The organism is Cupriavidus sp. 01L46 (assembly GCF_056399905.1).
In genome coordinates, this window is the sequence record NZ_JBFTSF010000046.1 from 1 (window position 1) to 20,200 (window position 20,200).

Sequence of the window (20,200 nt, forward strand, 5' to 3'; positions counted from 1 at the left end):
TGCCGGATTATACCGGGCTGGCTGCCGCGCTTCTGTCGTCAATTTGCCGTCTCCCGTCGTCTCTACCGGCGTCTCCCGGCGTCTATTTACCCTTGGCGCCGGCTTCCCAGGGCGGCGCCTGCCATCCCAGCCGCGCCAGCAGCGCCTGCGCCGCCGCCGGCGCGCGCTCCTTGGCGCCGCTGATAAAGAACACGAAGACTTCGCGCTTGCGCTTTGCAGGTGCACTGGCATCCACTTGCGGCAGATCCTCCGGCCTCCCGCCCGCCGCCCAGGCCTGCACGCGCTCGCCCCACGCATCCAGCGCCTTCGGCGCGTAGCCACTCCTCAGCGTTGGTGCGCTGCGCATCAGCCGCGCATAGACAAAATCCGCGGTGAGATCCGCGAAGGACGGAAACTTGTCCGAGTCCGTGAACACGGTGGCTGCCTTGTACTTGCGCGCGAGCTTGAGATAGTCCGGCGTCATGAAGCTCTCATGCCTCACGTCGAGCACATGACGCAGCTTGCGGCCTTCGACCGATGCCGGCAGCAGCGCCAGGAAGGCCTCGAAATCCTCCGGGTCGAACGGCTTGGTGGGCGCGAACTGCCAGACGATGGGGCCGAGCTTGTCGCCCAGCTCGGCGATGCCGCTGTCGACAAAACGCGCGATGGACTCGCCGGATTCCGCCAGCACGCGGCGGTTGGTGGCAAAACGCGATGCCTTGACGGAGAACAGAAAGCCATCCGGCGTCTCGTCGCGCCATTTGGCAAACGAGCTGCGCTTCTGGGTGCCGTGGTAAGTGCTGTTGATCTCGATGGCGGTGAGCTGGCGGCTGGCGTATTCCAGCTCCCGGCTCTGCRTCAGCCTGGCGGGATAGAAATTGTCGCGCCAGGGGGCGAAATTCCATCCGCCAATGCCGACGCGGGCGACGCGGGCGACGGGCGCTGCGTGGGATTTGGTTGTGCTCTTAGTGCTTGCTTGCGCCATGCGTTCGCGTCCTGTCCGTGAATCGATGGGCCCTGAGCGCGCGCGGGCAACTCAAACAAAGCGCACGCAGTAAATCGGCGGCAGATGTGCCGAGAACAGCTTCCAGCGCTCCCCGCCGCTCTCCGATATCCACAGGCTGCCGGTGGTGGAGCCCATGGCAAGCCGCTCGCCGGTACGGTCCACCGCCAGCCCGTGCCGGTAGATCAGGTCATACGACGGCGCCGCGGGCAGCCCCTCGGAGAATGCCTCGAAACTGACCCCGCCGTCACGCGTGCGGGTGACCACCAGCTTGCCGTCCACCGGCACGCGGCATTCATCCTTGACTGCGGGTACGAACCACGCGGTATTGGGCCGGCGCGGATGCGCCGCCACCGCAAAGCCAAAGCTCGACGGCTTGGCGTGCAAGCGCTGCCAGTGCATGCCCGCATCRCCGGAGCGAAAGATCCCGCCATGGTGCTGCACCCACATCGCATGCGGATGGCCGGCACATTGCGCCAGCCTGTGCGGATCCTGGATGTTGCCATCCTCGCGCCGCTCCGGTGGCATGTAGTCGGCCACCATGCCGCTCGCCGTGCAGGCCCAGTTCCTGCCACCGTCCCGCGTCTGCCACACACCGCCGCACGAAACGGCCACGGTGACGTGGCGGCTATCGTGCGGATCCACGCAGATGGAGTGGATGCCCGGCACATCGTAGCCGCCGCCAAACCACTCGCTGCGCTCGGGGCGGTCCCACAGCGGCCGGTTCAGCGCCCAGCTTGCGCCGCCGTCGCCCGAGCGGAACAAGCCACCCGGCAAGGTGCCGGCCCACAGCACGCCGGGCTCGTCGGCCCCGCCGGTTTCCATCGACCAGATCTGCTGCAAGGACCACGGCACCGGTCGCGCGGCAACCGGGGCATCGCCAGTTTGCGCAGGGATGGGTACGCCCGGCACGGCGGCTTCCCCGGGCGGATCCGGCTCTGGCTGGGGCGGATAAACCGGCACCGCGCAAGGCTCCCACTCCGCGCCGCGCGCCCTGCGCCGCCACAGCTTGACGCCAAAATGCCCAAGGTTAAGTGCCGCATACAAGGTACCGTCACGCGGATCGGCCAGCACCATGCTCACGGGCTCACCCAGGAAATGCACCGACTCCTGCAGCCAGGCGAGCGCGCTGCTGTCGCGCCGCAACATCAACAAGCCTTTGCGCGTGCCAATGAGAAGTTGATCGTTCATGCTGACCTCCACGCTTGGGCGCCGAGCCTTCAGCGGCAAGCCGTCAACCGCCTGACAGCGCCTGCACTACATAGATCTGGCTGCTGGCGCCCACGCGATCGCTCATGCGCCGGCGGTCACGAATGGCCGAGCCATCCACAAACACCGCCAGGTGCCGGCGCAACTGGCCCTGGTCATCGAGGATATAGCCGCGCAGCTCCGGCTGCTCCCGAAACGCCATCTCCAGCGCGGCGCCGACGGTAGCCGCGGGCACTTCCCGCTCCGGGCTCGGGATATGGCGCTGGATCGCAGAGGCAAAGACAAGGCGCGGCATGGCGGAAGGGCCAGCGCGGGGACCGCTAGCCGTGATTGGGAGTGTCTTGCAGTTTAGGAAATACTGCGGGGGAATGGGTGTGCGGTTGCGCTCAGTGGCGACAATAAGGGTGGTAGCGCCGCGGTGGTGCCACGGTGGTGCGGCTGTAGTGCTCTCGCGCTGCAATGCAGCATGTCCGGGAAATCGGAATGCCCACAGGCAAGAATCGTCCAGGCCCTGCATACTGTCGGCTCCATGGAATCCGTAGCGCTCACGAAAGGACGAGAGATGGCAAGCACCCTGTACGACATTCCCCTGAAACGCATCGACGGCACCGACAGCCGGCTCGCGGATTTTCGCGCTCGTGTGCTGCTGGTTGTGAACGTGGCATCGAAGTGCGGCCTGACGCCCCAGTACGAAGGGCTCGAAGCGCTATACCAGGCCAAGCACGCCGAGGGCCTGGAGGTGCTGGGATTCCCGGCCAACAACTTCAAGGGCCAGGAGCCGGGCGACGAGGCGCAGATCCAGGAATTCTGCAAGCTGACCTACGACGTGCACTTCCCGATGTTCTCGAAGGTCTCGGTGCTAGGGCCGGACCAGCATCCGCTGTACGCGGCATTGACGCAAGCCCAGCCAGCCGCGATCGGCGACGGCCCCTTCCGTGAACGCCTGAAGGGCTACGGCGTGAACCCGGAGAACACCACCGATGTGCTGTGGAACTTCGAGAAATTCCTGGTCGACCGGGAAGGCAAGGTGGTAGCGCGCTTCGCGCCGGACGTCGCCKCGAACGATCCGCGCCTGCTTGAAGCGATCGATGCGGCGCTGGGCAAGGGCCGCTGATCGGCCAAGTTTTGGCATGACAACAAGCGGGCGATCCTGATATTCAGGACCGCCCGCTTTTTTTGGCGGGTGGCTGCGCCTGCAGCCACCCTCAAGATAGCAGCGCCAGCGTCTCCCGAAAGAGCAGGCTGTCCGCGCAGCCCAGTTCATTGACGATATTGAAATGGTTCAAGCCCGGCGCCGGCACCAGGCGGACGGGCAGCCCGCGCGCCGCGCACGCGGCGTGGAAATGCAACGTCTGGTGGACGAAGGCCCGTGTTTCCAGTTCGCCTACCGCCAATAGCAGTTGCGGGCCAGTTTGCGGCAGCAGCAAGGCAGGGCTCAGCGCGGCAGCCTGCTTCTCGTCCAGCCGCAGCCAGTCGTTCACATCCGTTGCGCACAAGGGCCGGATATCGTAGAGACCGCTCAGCCCCACCATGCCCTTGATGACGTCGCGCGGCAACGCCAACGCTTGCTGCCAGCCGTCCGCCAGCAGCATCGCGGCCAGGTGCGCGCCGGCCGAACTCCCGCACACATGCAGGCGGCGCGCGTCGATGCCGTAGTCGGCCGCATGGCGATGGAGCCAGGCGACGGCGCCCCGCACCTGGCGCACCACGTCGAACAGCGTCACCGCCGGCAGCAAGGTGTACTCCAGCACCACTACCGCCACGCCGGCACCCGTGAAGCTGGCGGCCATGCATGCCGCATCTTCCTTTCGCTGCGAGCGCCAGTAGCCGCCGTGAATATAGATCAGCGCAGGAGCCGCCGTGGCGCGCGAGGCGGGAAAGATATCCAGCCGGTCGTCCTCGCCCGCGCCATACGCCACATCCAGCATGCCTGGGCAGCGCGCTTTGGCCCGCGCGGACAGCGCCGCGTATTCGCGCATGCAGGCATCGAAATCCGCCACCGACGCGCGCGCGTTGTAGAGACGGTTGCGGGTCTGCAAGTCATCGAACCAGAGATCAAAATCCGACACCATCACCTCCCGCCCCATCGTTTCACCCCGGCAACCGGGCTCAACGCGCCTGCGCCGTCAGCAGGCCCTCATCCGGCCTGTGCTTCACGCTGCTGTAATACTTGAGCAGCAAGGCCGCGCACACCAGCCATGCCGGCACCAGCAACACGCTGAAGATGCTGGCCCCGTTCCACTGCTGGCGCAGCAACTCCGCTCCCGCCAGCACGCCGGAAATCGCCCCGAAGCGGCCAATGCCGAGCATGCCGCCAACGCCGGTCGCGCGGCAATGCGTGGGATAGAAGCCCGCCGCCAGCGAAGACAACGCCGACTGCCCACCGCCCGACATAAAGCCCATCATGAACACCAGGCTGCCCAGCAGCACCGTCTGCCCGACATTGCCCACCGCATGGCTCACGCAATACGCCAACAGGCCGGCCGCGAGGTAGACCAATGCCAGCACCTTGTTGGGTTCGCGCCGGTCCATCAGCCAGCCGATCAGGATGGAGCCCACGCCGCCGCCAAGCGGAAACAGCGCGCTGATCTGCGCGAACTGCCGCACCGGCAAGCCCGCCTCCTTCAGCAGCAAGGGCATCCAGTTCACGATCATGTAGAACACCAGCATGCTCATGAAGCAGCAGAACCACAACAGCAGCGTGCCAAGCCGGTAAGGGCGGGTGACAATCGCCATCACGGCCGAGCGCCCGCCAGCGGCCTGCTCGCCAATCACAAAACGCTGCACGTGCGCCAGCGGCTCGCGCCGGATGCGCGCCAGCACCGCGCGCACGCGCTCGCTGGCGTGCCCCTTGAGCACCATGTAGCGCACCGATTCCGGCATCAGCCACGCAAGCAGCACGCACAGCAACAGGGGCGCCACGCCACCCGCCAGCAACACCGAGCGCCAGCCGAACGCGGGAATCAGGTAGCCCGCGCAAAACCCGCCCGCCCCGGCGCCGAGCGGAAAGCCGCACAGCATCGCGCTCACCGCCATGGTGCGGCGGTGGCTGGGACAATATTCCGCGAGCAAGGTAATCGCGTTCGACATCGCCGCGCCCAGGCCCAGCCCGGTGGCGAAACGCAGCGCCGTCAGCGAGCCAATGGAAAACGCCCACGCCGTCGCCAGGCTGCCCGCGCCGAAAAACAGCACCGACACCACCACCGCCGGCTTGCGCCCGATCCGGTCGGCAAGCGGTCCCGCCAACAACGCGCCGAAAGCCAGCCCGAATAGCGCCGCGCTCATGGCCGGCCCGAGCTGCGCCTTTTGCAGCCCCCATTCTTCGAGCAGAGACGGCGCCACATAAGCAATCGCCGCCATATCGTAGCCATCGAGAAGAATCACCAGGAAGCACAGTAATAGCAGCAACCAGTGGAACGGGGTAAAGCCGGCTTCGTCGATATAGCGTTCGACATCCAGCGCGGATGTATCGGACATGGCATGCGCTCCTCGCGGCGGGGCCGGCGCGGCGTATCCATACGATTGCGTCGCACGAATGCACCTGCCGGCTAGCGCCGTCTCCTGTTTTATCTCTGGACGCCGGCGGGGTGCCAGGTCAGTGTTTGCTGGAGACCAGTGTAGGGAGGCGAGACATGCCGGAATAATGAAAAATCGGGTGGCGGATATGCGGGAAGGTTATAGCGGGGCGGCGCCGAGGCATGGCCCGTGGCAGCATCGCTTGCCACCGGTCAGGCGGATTTCCCTTCCTGCCCTTGGCGTAGCCGAGTACTTGCAAGCGCGGCCAGGACCAGCATCCCCGCAATGATCAGCAGGCCATTCTTCGTACTGCCGGTGGTCTGCTCAATCACGCCCATGACCGACGGGCCGATAAATCCACCAACCAGCCCGCAGGTGTTGACCAGTGCCAGCCCGCCCGCCAGCGCCACGCCAGCAAGACGCGACGACGGAAAAAGGAAAATGACCGACTGGACCACGAAGAACATCGATGCCGTCAGGCTGAAGCCCACCATGGCGACCACCGGGCCGGCATAGGCCGCGAGCAGCAGGCCGGCCGACATCACGGCAAGCCCCGCAATCAGCATGCGGCGGCAACGCTGCGGGTTGCTGGCGAAGCGCGGGAGCGCCGCGGCGCCGATGGCCGCCGCGATCCATGGCAGGGAGTTGAGCAGGCCGATTTGCAGCGGCGACAGCTTGCCATAGGTGCCGATGATGCCCGGCAGGAAGAAAATCACAGTGTAGATGCTGATCTGGTGGCAGAAGTACACGAAGATCGCGAGCCAGATCTGGCGATCGGCAAGGCAGCCCCGGAACGAATGCCCGACATGCCCGGCGGATGCCTCCTCGGCTTGCTCCGCCKCAAGGCGGCGTTCAACCTCGCGGGCTTCCTCGGGGGACAGCCAGGACGCGCTTCCGGGGCCGTCCGGCAACTTCTTCCACACGACGAAGGCAAACGCCACCGCCGGCAGGCCCTCCAGCACGAACATCCATTGCCAGCCTCGCCATCCCAGCACGCCGTCCATTTGCAGCAGCGCGCCGCCGAGCGGCCCGCTAAGGATGTTGGCAATACACACGCCCAGAAGGAAGTATCCCGTCGCGCGCGCCCGCTCCTTGCGGCCGAACCAGTAGGTCRGGTAAAGCATCACACCGGGGAACAGTCCAGCTTCCGCCGCGCCCAGCAACAGGCGCATGACATAGAACGAGGTCTCGCCGCTGACAAAGGCCATGCCCGCGGACAACAAGCCCCAGGTGATCATGATGCGCGTGATCCAGAAGCGCGCCCCCACCTTGTGCATGATCAGGTTGCTGGGGACCTCAAGCAGCGCGTAGCTGAGAAAGAACAGGCCCGCACCCAGCCCATAGGCCGCCGCGGAGATGCCCAGGTCGACCGCGATATGGCTCTTTGCCAGCGCGATATTGGTCCGATCGAGAAAACTGATCACGTAGGCCATCACCAGGAGCGGCATCAGCTTCCTGAACAACAGCGCGTTCAAGGAGCGCTGATCGGCAAGCGGCGCTTCTCGTGCGGTTTGCACATAAGTGGTGGACATGGCCTGGATCTCCTGTCGGCGGTATCTGTTTATGTTCCGGAGGCATCAAGGCCTCCGGCGTCCGCATGTTGTCTTGCGTGCCAGCGCTCGCGGCGCGGGCTTTAAAAGGCCACGTTCGCCGCGCCCTTCAGACCGAGGATCTCGCGAGCCTCGTCGGGTGTCGCGACATCGATGTTCAACGCCTCAAGCACGCTGCGCATACGCAGCACTTGCTCGGCGCTCGATGCCGCCAGCCGGCCCGGGCCGATCCACAGCGAATCCTCCAGGCCGACGCGCACGTTGGCGCCCATCGCCGCGCCGATGGTGGCCAGCGGGATCTGGTTGCGGCCGGCGCCGAGGATCGACCAGCGGTACTGGTCGCCGAACAGCCGGTTCGCGGTTCGATGCATATGCATCAGGTCTTCCGGATCGCCACCGATGCCGCCCAGGATGCCGAAGACCGACTGCACGAACACCGGAGCCTTGACCAGGCCGCGGTCCAGGAAATGCTTCAGGTTGTTCAGGTGGCTGATGTCGTAGCACTCGAACTCGAAGCGCGTGCCGTTGGCGTTGCCGATCTTCAGGATGTTCTCGATATCGCTGAAGGTATTCTTGAAGATCAGGTTGCGGCTGTTCTCCAGATGCTCGCGCTCCCACTCGTGCGCGAACTCCTTGAAACGATCCAGCATCGGGAACAGGCCGAAGTTCATCGAGCCCATGTTCAGCGAGGCCAGTTCCGGCCTGAACGTCGTGGCGGGCAGCATGCGCTMCTCCACGGTCATGTGGGGACTGCCGCCGGTGGTGATGTTGATCACGRCATTCGTGGCCGCCTTGATCTTCGACAGGAACGGCCGGAACAGCGCCGGGTCCTGCGACGGCCGGYCGTCCTTCGGATCACGCGCGTGCAGGTGCAGGATGGCCGCACCGGCCTTGGCCGCATCGATGGCGGCGGTGGCGAYCTCGTCGGCGGTCACCGGCAGGTACGGCGACATGCTGGGGGTGTGGATCGCGCCGGTGGGGGCGCAGGTGATGATGGCTTTGGATCGGGCTGCCATGGCGGGCTCCGTGTGAAATCGGTTGGGGGAGGTAAGGTCAGCTCAGCGCTTGCGTCAGGCCATCGACCGCCAGCTCCTGGCCGGTGACGTTGGCGGCCAGGTCGCTGGACGCGAACAGCACCATGTTGGCGATGTCGCGCGCTTGCACCATGCGCCCGAGCGCGGCTTGCGACGTGTAGGCACGCGTGACGTCTTCCAGGGGCTTGCCCAGCGCCTCGGCTTTTGCCGCGATGACCGCGCGGATGCGCGGGCCATCGACCGCGCCGGGCAGGATGGCATTCACGCGGATGCCGTCGGCGCCGAGTTCCAGTGCCAGCGATTTGGTGAATCCGATGACCGCCCATTTGGACGCCGAGTAGACCGAGCGCCCCGGCATGCCAAGGTGGCCGGCAGCCGATGACAGGTTGACGATGGCGGGGCTCCTTCCCTGGCGCAAGCGCGGCACGGCCAGGCGCGTGCACAGGAACTGCCCGGTGAGATTGACCGCGAGCGTGCGCTCCCAATCGGCCAGGGTCAGGGTCTCGACGCCACCGGTGGGGCCCGCCACGCCGGCGTTGTTCACGAGGATGTCGAGGCCGCCGAGCGTGCGATCGACGGTCTCGAACATGGCGGCCACGTCCACCTCGCTCGACACATCAGCCCGGCATCCATGCACCGTCGGCAGCACGGCCGCGAGGCGCTCCAGGCTGGCGCCCTGGATATCGCAAACGAGCACGCTGGCACCCGCCTGCGCGAAGGCGCGCGTGATTTCCAGCCCGATGCCGTCGGCGCCAGCGGTCACCAGGACTCGCTTGCCCGCGAGAGAGTTGTCATTCCACATATTCGTCAGCTCCATGCATGAGGCGATGCACCTCCATGGCCGCCATGTTATATCTGTGATCACAGATCTCAAATCGGGGATACCCTATGTGCTATGAAGTGCTATGATTTCCGCATGTCCCTACCCGAACTTGTGACCCCTTTGAAGCGCCAGACGTTGAGTGGAGACGTCTACGCGCAATTGCGAGAATTGTTGATCAGCGGCCACATGATGCCCGGAGAACAAATCTCGCTGCGCAGCACTGCCGCTGCGCTGGGCGTGAGCGTGATGCCAGTGCGCGAAGCGGTGCATCGCCTGGTGGCGGAGCAGGCACTGGAACTGACGCCTAACCGTGCGTTGCGCGTGCCGATCATGAGCGTGAGCCAGTTCCGGGAGATCACAAGTATCCGGGTCAATCTGGAAGGACTGGCGACAGAGCAGGCGGCCGAGCACCTGAGCGACGCCGCGATCGTGCAGGTCACGGCCCTCCATGACCGCTTCGCGGAAGAGATGGCCCGGCCTAGGCCGGACAGCTCAAAGCTGATCTCGGTCAACAAGGAACTGCATTTCGCCGTCTACAAGGGCGCCGGCATGCCGATCCTGCTGCAGATGATTGAAGCGCTGTGGCTGCGTATTGGCCCGATCCTGAATCACGATCTGCGCTCCGGCTCCCGCCGCGTGGGCGAGCAGGTAGCGGTGAATCACCACGCGCGGCTGGTTGCGGCGCTCAAGCGCAGGGATGGCGTTGCGGCACGGGCCGCGCTGCAGGGAGATATCGAAAGCGCGGCGGAGTACATCGTCTCAGCGGGCGTGCTGCTGGCGGCCGATGCGTTTGATGGCCCGGTGCCCGACGCGGGCAAGCCCGCCTCGAAGACCGTGCGGCGCGCGCCGGCAAGCGGCGGGCGTAGAACGGTCTGAGCAGGCCAGGAACATGGCGACCGAGCCGGTCCGCCACGCCGGGCACGGCGTGCCGGCCGTTGCCCGGGGCACGCCCGGGCAACCATCCACGTTCAGGTAATCGCCCCCAGTTGCCAGGGCACGAACTCATTCTGCCCGTAGCCATGGAGCTCACTGCGCGAGCGTTTGCCGGAGGCCGTGTCCAGCATCAGCTGGAACAACGCCGCACCCAGTTCGGCGATGGTGGCGCTGCCATAGCGCCGTGTTGGTCGCGAGCTTGACCGAGGGCGAGGGCGCGCAGCCGTAGGCCGAGCCGCGCCCGGTGGTGAAGCAGATCAGGTTGGCGCCGCCCGCCACCTGGCCGGTGGCGGAGATCGGGTCGTAGCCCGGCGTATCCATGAAGACCAGGCCGCGCACGCGCACCGGCTGCGCGTACTCGTACACTTCGGCGAGATTGGTGGAGCCGCCCTTGGCGATGCCGCCCAGCGATTTTTCCAGCACCGTGGTCAGGCCGCCCGCCTTGTTGCCGGCGGAGGGGTTGTTGTCCATGCTGGCGCCGTGGCGCTCGCAATAGGCCTCCCACCAGCGGATGCGCGCCACCAGCTTCTGACCGATCTCCGGCGTTTGCGCGCGGCGCGTCAGCAAGTGCTCGGCGCCGTAGATCTCCGGCGTCTCGGAGAGGATCGCGGTGCCGCCATTGCGCACCAGCAAATCCACCGCCGCGCCCAGTACCGGGTTGGCCGAAATGCCCGAGTAGCCGTCCGAGCCACCGCATTGCAGGCCCACCACCAGATGGTGCGCCGGCACCGGCAGGCGCTCCACCGCGTTGGCCTTCGGCAGCATCGCCTTGATCAGCTCGATGCCATGGGCAATGGTCTTGGTGGTGCCGCCAGTGTCCTGGATGGTGAACGTCTGCAGCCGGTCGCTGTGCGTGAGCCCCTGTGTCGCCAGCAGCGCGGAGATCTGGTTGGTCTCGCAGCCCAGGCCGATCACCAGCACGCTGGCAAAGTTGGGATGGCAGGCATAGCCGCCCAGCGTGCGCTGCAGCACCGCCAGCCCCTCGCCCTGCGGATCGACCGCGCAGCCCACGCCGTGCGTGAGCGCCACCACGCCATCCACATTGGGATAGGCGGCCAGCGCCTGCGGATGGATGTCCCGGCGAAAATAATCCGCGATGGCGCGCGCCACCGTGGCCGAGCAGTTCACCGAGGTCAGGATGCCAATGTAGTTGCGCGTGGCCACGCCGCCGTCGGCGCGTCTGATGCCATCGAACGTGGCCGGCTGCGCCACCGGTTGCACCACGCGGGCCTCCGCGCTGAACGCATAGTCCCGCGTGAAATCGCCCATGGCCAGGTTGTGCGTATGCACGTGCTGGCCGGCGCGGATATCCTGGCTGGCAAAGCCGATGATCTGGCCGTAGCGCCGCACCGCTTCGCCACTGGCGATCGCACGGGTGGCGATCTTGTGGCCGGGCGGGACCAGGCCGATCACGGTCACGCCTTCGTCGGCGACCGGCGTGCCGGCCACCATCTGTTCGCGGGCGATGACCACGTCGTCATCGGGATGCAGCCGGATGGTGCGCGGCGTGCGGGGAAGCTGCGCGGGGGCGGCGGCAATGCTCTCTGTGCTCATGGGGTGGTTTCTCGCGATTTAATGGTCGCCCTGCCGATTCGTGCGGGCTTTACTTGATCATTTCGTCCGGCAGCGCGATGCCGAAGTACTGCTTGTAGATGCTGTTGATCTTGCCGTTCTTCAGGTTGGCCTTGACCCAGTTGTCGAGCCACGCCTTCAGCGCGGTGTCGCCCTTGCGCAGGCCGATCGCATAGGGATAGGCCTTCATCACGAACTTGGTTTCCAGGTCGCGCGTGGGATTGCTCTTCTTCACCGCGGGAATCACGCTGATGGCGGCGGCGAGATAGTCCTGCTGGCCGGTGGAGACGGCGGTGTTGGTCGTGGCGTCGTCCTCGTAGCGCACGATATTCACGCCCGGCACTTCTTTGGCGCCGCGGCTCAGTTCCTGGTCGCTGGTGGTGCCGCGCGTGACGGCGATGGTTTTGCCGGACAGATCGGCAAAGCGCTTGAGGCTGGACTTTGCGGGCCCGCCCACCACCACCGGGATCACGCCATAGGGATCGGAAAAATCGATCACCTTCTTGCGCTCGTCGGTGACCGAGAACGAGGCCAGCACCACGTCCGCTTTCCTGGTCAGCAGGAACGGCACGCGATTGGGCCCGGTCACCGGCACGATCTCCAGTTCCACGCCGAGGTCCTTGGCCAGCAGGCGGGCGGTCTCCACATCGGAGCCGCTTTGCTTTGCCTGGCTGTCGAGCATGCCGTAGGGCGGCGCGCCGATATCCACGGCGACCAGGATCTTCTTGCGTTGCTTGATGGTGTCGAGCGTGTCGGACCAGGCGCTGGCGGATGCGCCAACGAGCAGCAGGGCGGCGAGCGAGCCGAGCAGGCGGCGGTTGAAGTGCATGGGGTGTCTCCGTGTGTGTAGGTTGAGTCGTGCCGGCCAGCGGGAAATCAAAGGCCGTTGCCGACGAACTGCTTGAGCTCCGGCGTCGAAGGTTCATCCAGCAGCTTGCCGCTGCCGCCTTCCCAGACGATGCCCTGGTGCATGAACATGATCTGGTCCGCCACCGAGCGCGCGAACGCCATCTCGTGCGTGACYAACACCATGGTCATGCCGTCTTCGGCCAGCCGCTCGATCACCTTGAGCACCTCGCCGGTCAGCTCGGGATCCAGCGCCGAGGTGACTTCATCGAACAGCATCAGGCGCGGCTGCATCGCCAGCGATCGCGCAATCGCCACGCGCTGCTGCTGGCCGCCGGACAATTGCTCCGGGTAGTAGCCGGCGCGCTCCTCCATGCCAACCTGCTTGAGCACGTGCATGGCCAGCTCGCGCGCCTCCTTCTTGCCAACGCCCTTGACCTTGCGCGGCGCCAGCATGACGTTTTCTTCCACGGTGAGGTGCGGGAACAGGTTGTAGCTCTGGAACACGATGCCCACTTCCTTGCGCAGCTCGCCCAGCGGCACGTTGTCTTCGTGCATGGCGCGGCCGCACACGTGCAACGCGCCGCCGTTCACGCGCTCCAGGCCGTTGATGCAGCGCAGAGCCGTGCTCTTGCCCGAGCCGCTGCGGCCGATCAGCGCCACCACCTCGCCGGCGCGCACCGAGAAACTCACGCCTTTGAGGATCTCCACCTGCCCGAAGGATTTGCTCACCTTGTCGAAGCGGACGATGTCTTCCATGCTTGTCTCCATGATGTCTTGTGTTTCCCGCTGATTCGGGTCCGCTCCCGCAGCCACGTTCAGCCCCGCATTCAGCCCCGTATTCAGCCTCGTATCAAACCCGCTTGAAGCGGCGCTCCAGCTTGTACGACAGCGTCGACAGCGGATAGCAGATCGCGAAATAAAGCACCGCCGCGATGGAAAACACCACGAAGGGCTCAAAGGTGGAGTTGTTCACCACCCGTGCCGAATAGGTCAGGTCGAAGAAGCCGATCACCACCGCGTACGAGGAGTTCTTCACKATCTGCACCAGGAAGCTCACCGTGGGCGCCACCGCGATGCGCGCAGCCTGCGGCAAGATCACGTGCACCACGCGCTGCAGCGGCGTGAGCGCCAGGCACTCGGCCGCCTCCCACTGCGTGCGCGGCACGGCCTGGATGCAGCCCTTCCAGATCTCGGCCAGGTAGGCGCTGGAATACGCCGTCATGGCGATGCCGGCGGCCACCAGCGCGGGCAGGTCGAAGCCACCCACGCTGATGCCGAAATACACCACGAACATGATCACCGGCAGCGGCACGCCCTGCACCAGCTGCACGAAGGCGCCGGTAGCCATGCGCAGCACGCGGCCGCCGCGGCTGCGTGCCAGTGCCAGCGGCAGGCCCGCCAGCGCGCCGCCGACAAAGCCCATGGCTGACAGCAACAGCGTCCAGCCTGCGCCGCGCAGGATAAACAAGACTTGATCCAGGGAAAGGCTGGACATGATGCTTGGCTCCGCGTCGAAAGGAAGTAGGAAAGTAGAAGAAGGGGAAAGAGGGGAAAGAGATAGCGTGCGGAATCAGAGCGCCGTCTTCAGGCGCCGGCGGCGCGTGAAAGCGATGGCACCCACGCCCGCCATCGACAACCGCAACAGCCACGACAGCACCAGGTACACCACGGCAATGACGATGTAGATCTCAAAGCCGCGGAACGTCTCCGACTGGATGCGGTAGCCCACCGCAGTGAGTTCTTCCGCCGAGATCTGCGACATGATGGAGGTGGCCAGCATCATCAGCACGAACTGGCTGATCAGCGCCGGGTACATGCGCTCCACCGCCTGCGGCAGCACCACCAGGCGCAGCACCTGCCAGCGCGACAGCCCCAGGCACGATGCGGCCTCCAACTGGCCGCGCGGCACCGACTCGATGCCCGCGCGCACGATCTCCGTGGTGTAGGCCGATACGTTGACCACCAGCGCCAGCACCGCCGCCGCCATCGCCGGCACGCGCACATGCACCGCCGCCAGCCCGAAGAACAGCCAGAACGCCTGGATCACCAGCGGCGTGTTGCGAATCACATCCACATAGCCCGTGACGCAGCGGCGCGCCCAGGCCGGGCCTTGCGTGCGCGCCACCGCCAGCGCCGTTCCCAGCACAAAGCCGAGCACGATGGTCGCAACAGACATGCGCAGGGTCAGCCATGCCCCGTCGAGCAGTTCGCGCCAGTTGGCGGACAGGAAGCTGAAATCGAACTGGTAGTCCATCGGGGATGCGCCCTATCGCTCTTTTGTGGGCAGCGCCGGCTTGGCCGCCACCCTGTCTCGGTGTTTTGTTCTCGTCTCGATGCGGCCTTGCGCCGGCATGGATCGAAATATATGACTATTGCCGACAAACGTCAATATATGAAAATACCCGTGTATCATATGCTCATGCGTTCGAGCGTTCATGCGCCGCCCGATACTTGGCACCATGCCGACACCACGAGCGACGCACCCGACGAAGTACCTGACGACATACCCAACACCACCCAAACCCGCCAACCGATCCGGAGACAACGTGCCGAGTCCATCGACGGCCGCGCGACAAGACAAGCGCACCGCCCCCTTCGCACTCATGCAGGAAGCCGACGAAGCGCAACGGCACGCGCCGATCTACGCCGTCATCGTCGAGCTGCTGCGCAAGGCCATCGTGGAAGGCTCGCTGGAGCAGGGCACGGTATTGCTGGAAGGCCATGTGGCCGAGATCCTGCGCTCCACCCGCTCGCCGGTGCGCCAGGCCCTGCGCGAGTTGGAAGCCGATGGCGTGGTCAGCCGCTTCGAAGGCCGCGGCTTCGTGGCCGGGCCCGCGGGCACCGCGCCCCGGCGCATCCCGCTGGACCCTGCCATGCTGGGCGTGGACCGCGAGCCGGATGTCGCGCGCAAGACGCTGGGCTGGGAAGTGATCTACGACGAAGTGGAGCGCGACCTGGTGCACCTCTCGGTGTTCGGCCGCTATCGCGTCAACGAGATCGAACTGGCCCGCCACTTCAACGTGGGCCGGACCGTGGTGCGCGACGTATTGCTGCGCCTGGAAAGCCTGGGCATCCTGGAGAAGGACGAGCGCCTGCGCTGGGTCATCACGCCGCTGGACGCCAAGCGCATCCATGATCTCTACGAACTGCGCTCATTGGTGGAACCCGCCGCGCTGCGCGCCGCCATCGGCCACGCCGACCGGGCCGAGATAGAGCGGATGATCGGCGACCTGCACAAGGTGCAGCGCGTCTACCCCAAGGTCAGCCGCACCGCCATGGACAACCTGGAGCACGACCTGCACGTGCAGCTGCTCTCGCAGTGCCCCAACAAGGAATTGCTCAGCAGCCTGCAGCGCACGCGCTGCATCCTCACGCTGAGCAAGCACGTGCTGGGCGTCTCCACGCCGATGCCCGAAGCGGACCCGTTCATGTCCGAGCACATCGCCGTGCTGCAGGCCGCCGCCGATGGCGCGCCGCGCAAGGCCGCCGACCTGCTGCGCGACCACCTCGAACTATCCTGCGAGAAAGTGACCCGGCGCGCGGAACTGGTGCGCGAGACGTTCGCGCTGCCCGAGGTTTCGTATATCGCGTGAGCGGGTCAGGCCGCTAGCTAACCGCCCAAGGTCACGTCCGCGTCCAGCGGATACACCGGCCGCGTCAGACGCTCAAACGGGAACTGCGCATAGCGCGAACTCGTCACGCCACCGCCATCACACTCCACCACCGCCTTTGCTATCGGCACGAACACCGGCCGGCAGTACATGCGCGACTTCAGCAACAGGAAACGCTGCGCCAGGGGATCCACGCCGATATGGGTAAAGATGCCCAGGTCCCAGTGCTCCTGCGGGGTCTCGGTCACCACCACCTGCGCCGCGCCGATATCGAGCAGCACTGTGCGGCCCATGCGGATGCGCGCGCCGGTGTAGGTCGGACCACTGATCACGTATTCGCCATTGCTGATGGCGGCCACCCGGCCCGTCAGGGTCAGCGGCGTCGGGTAGATGCCAAGCTGGGTCAGCGGCACCTTGTTGCCCACCGGCAACGTCACGCTGGCATCCACGCCGGCCGCGATCATCGCGGCTACGGCCTGCGGGTCGCACACCGGCCCAACGGCAATGCCGGACAAGCCTTGCCGCAAGGCCTCGCGCAGGACTTCCATATCGTCGCAGGTGCCGCCCGACATGCAGTTGTCGCCGTGATCCAGCAACAGCACCGGCCCGTTGCCGCCCTGCGCGGCCAGCTGCGCGGCGCGCGCGATCGATTCAGCCAGCGGCTCGCTCTCATAGACAAAGCCGGCGCGCTCCGCCCAGATCTGCGCGGCAAGCTTGTCGGCCGCCGCCTGCGCCGCGGCCTGGCTGCCGTCGGCCACGACCAGCACGCTCAGGCAAGGTGCCGCGATATCCGCCAGCCCGAAGCCGGCCAGCACCGACACTGCCAGCATGCCGTCGGCCTCCGCCTGCCTGGCCGCCGCCACCGCGCGCTGCATCGCGCCTTCGCCGGTATTGCTGCGCAGTGTGTGCGTGACCATCGGCAGGCGCCGCCAGGCCAGCGCGGGCCGCGCCTTTTGCTGGAGCATGCGCATCAGCAGGCGGCCGGCGTGCTCGCCGGTCTCGTACATGTCCACGTGCGGATAGGTCTTGAAGCTGACCGCGATGTCCGCGTGATCGATCATGGCCTGCGTCACGTTGCCGTGCAGGTCCAGCGCCACGGCAATCGGCGCGTGCGGCAGCACTTCGCGCAGGCGCGCCAGCAACTCACCCTCGCCGTCGTCGCTGTTCTGCGCGACCATGGCGCCGTGCAGGTCGAGCATCACGGCATCGCACCCGGGCGCCGCCTTCACGATGGCATCGCACAAGGCCGCATATGCATCGGCCGCGACGCGTCCGCTCGGGTTGGCGCYGGCCGTGACCGGCACCACCAGCTCCGCGCCGGCCGCCTCGGCCAGGTCGATAAAGGCGCCGATGGCCGTGCGCGTGCCTTTGCTCGCCCGATACGCGTCCTCGCCGTAGTGCGGATGAAAGGACGACAGCGGCGTCGCCACCGGCGAGAAGGTATTGGTTTCGTGGTTMAGTCGTGCGATCAGGATCTTCATGGCGGTGCGGGGGCTCCAGCATGGAAGCGGCCGGGAATGTCCGGCCGGAACGGGGGGATGGGGACCAGCGATGCGGCATCGGCGGCATCGGCGACAATATGACTGGCATGGCCTCAATGCAACGGCCAAAGTCTACCGGCATGTGGCCCGGGATGGAACGGTGAGAAAGAGGGGCACCGGAATTCCATCGCGCGGCGTGCAGCCGTGCTGGACACGATGATGCCGCCATGACGGACAATATCGCGCCAATCTCAACCTCGGAACAATAACAATGAAGAAGCAACTGCTGCGCCTGGGCGCTATCCTGCTGGCCATCGGCGGCCCCGCCATCTCCCACGCGGCCAACCTGCCGCCGCTAGCCGCACTGCTCGACTGCAAGGGCGAAGCCAGCGGCGTGGCCGCCTATGTCGACGCCCTGGAAGATGGCGGGCTGCCCGGGTGGAGCAAGAACGACGAACTGAGCGGCTTCGCCTCCGCCGTGTATCGCACCCCCAAGCCCGTCAGCGTTGCCGGCCTGCCCACCACGGACGTGCGCTTCGGCGACTACCAGCTCGGCAACTACACGGCCTATGGCATCACCAGCGCCACCGACGTCAACGCCGTGGCCAGCCAGCTCGGCCTGCGCGGCGTGGCCGGCCGGGGCCTGGCCCGCGAGAGCGCGCGCGGCGCGTGGATCGTGGCCCGCGAGTACAAGGGCCGGGTCGAGCTGGGCTGCGAATATCCCAATCCGCGGCTTGGCGGGCAGAAGGGCGCGCCGGCGCGCTGAAGGCCTCGCAGGTGGCGCCGCTGGCCCGGCGCCCCTTACTTCAATCCGCGCCGCCCGTCTTGGCCGGATACTTCACCGCATTCATCGCCATCTTGGCCTTCACCGCCGCGTTCAGGTCAACATCGAGCGCGGTCAGCAACTGCGCCAGGTAGATCGTGATGTCCGCCAGTTCCTGCTCCACGTGCGCGCGCTCGTCCGTGGACATGATGCCGCGCGCCTCCTCCTCCGTCTTCCACTGGAAGATCTCGACCAGCTCGGCCACTTCCACGCTCAGCGCCATGGCCAGGTTCTTGGGGCTGTGATACTTGCCCCAGCCGCGGGCCTCGCCAAATGCGGCGGCCGCTTCCTGGAGCGTCTTGATGTCAATCAGGGTCATGATGGTTCACTGCAAAAAAATAAGCACCGCGCCTATTGAACCACGAATGCAAGCGGCCCGCGACGCACAACGAGCAGAGAAACATGCGTTTCATGGGCACCTCATTTGCACCTTATGTGCACCGAAACGCGAGACCATCGTTTCATAGTGGACGCATTCCACGCATTCCACGCATTCCGATTGGACCCAGAAACACGCATGACCGCGCAACACCCACAGCAGGCAGCACAGGCAGCACAGGTAACAGAAGCAAAGCACACCCCACGCACGCCGCGCGTCCACCCGGAGCGCCTGCTGCAAAGCCTGGACGATCTGGCGCGGCTTGGTGCCATTGAAGGCGGCGGCGTGCGCCGCCTGGCGCTGACCAATGCCGACGAGCTCGGCCGGGACTGGACGGTTGCGCGCATGCAGGCGCTTGGCATGGTGGTGACGATCGACGCCATCGGCAACGGCGTGGCCAGCTACGCCGGCACCGAGGACCTGCCCCCCGTGATGATCGGCTCGCATATCGATACCGTGCGCACCGGCGGCCGCTACGATGGCAGCTATGGCGTGCTGGCCGGCCTGGAAGTGATCGCCACGCTGCGCGATGCAGGCCTGCGCACGCGCCGCCCGATTGCCGTGGCCTTCTTTACCAATGCCACCGGCGTGCGCTTCCAGCCCGACATGATGGGCTCGCTGGTCTACGCAGGCGGCCTGCCCCTGGCAGACGCGCTAGCGGCCACCAGCATCGACGGCACCACCGTCGGCGCCGAGCTGCAGCGCATCGGCTACAGCGGGCAAGCCCCGGTGGGTGCGCCGCGCGTGGACAGCTTTGTCGAGCTGCACATCGAGCAGGGCCCGGCGCTGGATCTGCGCGACCTGCGCATCGGCGTGGTGGAGAGCATCCAAGGCATCTCCTGGACGGAGTTCAGGATCGACGGCATGTCCAACAGCGCCGGCACCACGCCCATGGACCTGCGGCACGACGCCGGCTACGCCGCCATGCGCATCGCCAATTTCGTGCACGACCTGGCACTGCGCTACGGCGACAGCCAGCTCGGCACGGTGGGCGCCATGCGCTTCGAGCCCAACATGATCAACGTCATCCCCGAGCGCGCCACCTTCACCGTCGACTTGCGCAACACCGATGACCAACTGCTCGCCCAGGCCGAAGCCGAGGTGCTGGCCTTTGCCGAGCAGACCTGCCAGGCAGAGATCCTCAGCCTGAGCTACCGCATGCTGGCGCACCTGGAGCCGGTGGCGTTCCACCCCATGGTCATCGACCTGATCGAGCAAGAGACCGCCTCGCTGGGCCTTAGCCATATGCGCATGCCCAGCGGCGCCGGGCACGACGCGCAGATGCTGGCGCACCTGTGCCCGACCGGCATGATCTTCGTGCCCAGCGTCAAGGGCCTGAGCCACGACGTGCGCGAGTACACCGAGCCGGACGACCTGGTCAATGGCGCGCAGATCCTGCTGCAAGTGGTGCTCCGGCTGGCCAACCGGCCTTGACCGG

Annotated in this window: 19 protein-coding genes and 1 pseudogene; 5 read left to right on the top strand and 15 right to left on the bottom strand. The window is 66.2% G+C overall.

All coding sequences use genetic code 11. The features are described from left to right. Positions 1-82: 82 nt before the first annotated feature. The 3 genes from AC1DS3_RS10865 to AC1DS3_RS10875 are packed head-to-tail and all read right to left on the bottom strand — an operon-like array spanning position 83 to position 2,486. Positions 83-964: a DUF72 domain-containing protein gene (locus tag AC1DS3_RS10865; RefSeq protein ID WP_477127150.1), complete on the bottom strand. Its 882-nt coding sequence runs from the start codon at positions 962-964 to the stop codon at positions 83-85. A gap of 51 nt (positions 965-1,015) precedes the next feature. Beyond that, positions 1,016-2,173 (bottom strand): WD40/YVTN/BNR-like repeat-containing protein, encoded by a 1,158-nt coding sequence (locus AC1DS3_RS10870; RefSeq protein ID WP_441639158.1) that lies wholly within the window; start codon positions 2,171-2,173, stop codon positions 1,016-1,018. A 43-nt stretch (positions 2,174-2,216) separates the two neighbouring features. Then, complete coding sequence (locus AC1DS3_RS10875; protein WP_441639160.1) at positions 2,217-2,486, bottom strand: MoaD/ThiS family protein; 270 nt, start codon at positions 2,484-2,486, stop codon at positions 2,217-2,219. 267 nt (positions 2,487-2,753) lie between these two features. On the opposite strand from AC1DS3_RS10875, the gene AC1DS3_RS10880 reads away from it, so the two are divergent. Beyond that, positions 2,754-3,305 (top strand): glutathione peroxidase, encoded by a 552-nt coding sequence (locus AC1DS3_RS10880; protein ID WP_477127151.1) that lies wholly within the window; start codon positions 2,754-2,756, stop codon positions 3,303-3,305. A gap of 91 nt (positions 3,306-3,396) precedes the next feature. Here AC1DS3_RS10880 and AC1DS3_RS10885 read toward each other — a convergent pair whose 3' ends face one another. From AC1DS3_RS10885 to AC1DS3_RS10905, 5 genes are all read right to left on the bottom strand, one after another. Further along, positions 3,397-4,263, bottom strand: a complete 867-nt coding sequence (locus AC1DS3_RS10885) for an alpha/beta hydrolase (protein WP_477109431.1) — start codon at positions 4,261-4,263, stop codon at positions 3,397-3,399. 37 nt (positions 4,264-4,300) lie between these two features. Next, positions 4,301-5,668 (bottom strand): MFS transporter, encoded by a 1,368-nt coding sequence (locus AC1DS3_RS10890; RefSeq protein WP_441639166.1) that lies wholly within the window; start codon positions 5,666-5,668, stop codon positions 4,301-4,303. 251 nt (positions 5,669-5,919) lie between these two features. Next, positions 5,920-7,239, bottom strand: a complete 1,320-nt coding sequence (locus tag AC1DS3_RS10895; RefSeq protein ID WP_477127152.1) for an MFS transporter — start codon at positions 7,237-7,239, stop codon at positions 5,920-5,922. Between the two features lie 101 nt (positions 7,240-7,340). Next, the gene (gene kce, locus AC1DS3_RS10900; protein WP_477127153.1) at positions 7,341-8,273 is read right to left on the bottom strand and encodes a 3,5-dioxohexanoate:acetyl-CoA acetone transferase; all 933 of its coding nucleotides are present in this window, start codon (positions 8,271-8,273) and stop codon (positions 7,341-7,343) included. Positions 8,274-8,310: 37 nt separating this feature from the next. Further along, the gene (locus tag AC1DS3_RS10905; RefSeq protein ID WP_441639172.1) at positions 8,311-9,093 is read right to left on the bottom strand and encodes an SDR family oxidoreductase; all 783 of its coding nucleotides are present in this window, start codon (positions 9,091-9,093) and stop codon (positions 8,311-8,313) included. Positions 9,094-9,207: 114 nt separating this feature from the next. Here AC1DS3_RS10905 and AC1DS3_RS10910 point away from each other — a divergent pair, with 114 nt between their 5' ends. Continuing rightward, positions 9,208-9,990, top strand: a complete 783-nt coding sequence (locus tag AC1DS3_RS10910; protein WP_441639174.1) for a GntR family transcriptional regulator — start codon at positions 9,208-9,210, stop codon at positions 9,988-9,990. Between the two features lie 92 nt (positions 9,991-10,082). On the opposite strand, the pseudogene AC1DS3_RS10915 reads toward AC1DS3_RS10910, so the two are convergent. The 5 genes and pseudogenes from AC1DS3_RS10915 to AC1DS3_RS10935 form a co-directional block, all read right to left on the bottom strand. Next, positions 10,083-11,601, bottom strand: a pseudogene (locus AC1DS3_RS10915) (UxaA family hydrolase). Positions 11,602-11,650: 49 nt separating this feature from the next. Next, a complete protein-coding gene (locus AC1DS3_RS10920) occupies positions 11,651-12,448 on the bottom strand; it encodes a transporter substrate-binding domain-containing protein (protein ID WP_441639178.1) in 798 nt (265 codons plus the stop codon). 47 nt (positions 12,449-12,495) lie between these two features. Then, on the bottom strand, positions 12,496-13,224 hold the full coding sequence (locus AC1DS3_RS10925; RefSeq protein ID WP_441639180.1) for an amino acid ABC transporter ATP-binding protein: 729 nt from the start codon (positions 13,222-13,224) through the stop codon (positions 12,496-12,498). Between the two features lie 94 nt (positions 13,225-13,318). Then, on the bottom strand, positions 13,319-13,963 hold the full coding sequence (locus AC1DS3_RS10930; RefSeq protein WP_441639182.1) for an amino acid ABC transporter permease: 645 nt from the start codon (positions 13,961-13,963) through the stop codon (positions 13,319-13,321). A gap of 75 nt (positions 13,964-14,038) precedes the next feature. Beyond that, the gene (locus tag AC1DS3_RS10935; RefSeq protein ID WP_441639184.1) at positions 14,039-14,722 is read right to left on the bottom strand and encodes an amino acid ABC transporter permease; all 684 of its coding nucleotides are present in this window, start codon (positions 14,720-14,722) and stop codon (positions 14,039-14,041) included. A 292-nt stretch (positions 14,723-15,014) separates the two neighbouring features. Here AC1DS3_RS10935 and AC1DS3_RS10940 point away from each other — a divergent pair, with 292 nt between their 5' ends. Beyond that, positions 15,015-16,061, top strand: a complete 1,047-nt coding sequence (locus tag AC1DS3_RS10940; protein WP_441639186.1) for a GntR family transcriptional regulator — start codon at positions 15,015-15,017, stop codon at positions 16,059-16,061. 17 nt (positions 16,062-16,078) lie between these two features. On the opposite strand, the gene AC1DS3_RS10945 is transcribed toward AC1DS3_RS10940, so the two are convergent. Then, on the bottom strand, positions 16,079-17,560 hold the full coding sequence (locus tag AC1DS3_RS10945; protein WP_477127154.1) for a M81 family metallopeptidase: 1,482 nt from the start codon (positions 17,558-17,560) through the stop codon (positions 16,079-16,081). A gap of 271 nt (positions 17,561-17,831) precedes the next feature. On the opposite strand from AC1DS3_RS10945, the gene AC1DS3_RS10950 reads away from it, so the two are divergent. Further along, positions 17,832-18,326, top strand: a complete 495-nt coding sequence (locus AC1DS3_RS10950) for a hypothetical protein (RefSeq protein ID WP_441639190.1) — start codon at positions 17,832-17,834, stop codon at positions 18,324-18,326. 40 nt (positions 18,327-18,366) lie between these two features. Here AC1DS3_RS10950 and AC1DS3_RS10955 read toward each other — a convergent pair whose 3' ends face one another. Next, the gene (locus AC1DS3_RS10955; protein WP_441639192.1) at positions 18,367-18,702 is read right to left on the bottom strand and encodes a nucleotide pyrophosphohydrolase; all 336 of its coding nucleotides are present in this window, start codon (positions 18,700-18,702) and stop codon (positions 18,367-18,369) included. Positions 18,703-18,900: 198 nt separating this feature from the next. Between AC1DS3_RS10955 and AC1DS3_RS10960 the strand changes: the two genes are divergently transcribed. After that, the gene (locus tag AC1DS3_RS10960) at positions 18,901-20,196 is read left to right on the top strand and encodes a Zn-dependent hydrolase (RefSeq protein ID WP_441639194.1); all 1,296 of its coding nucleotides are present in this window, start codon (positions 18,901-18,903) and stop codon (positions 20,194-20,196) included. The last annotated feature ends 4 nt before the right edge of the window (positions 20,197-20,200 follow it).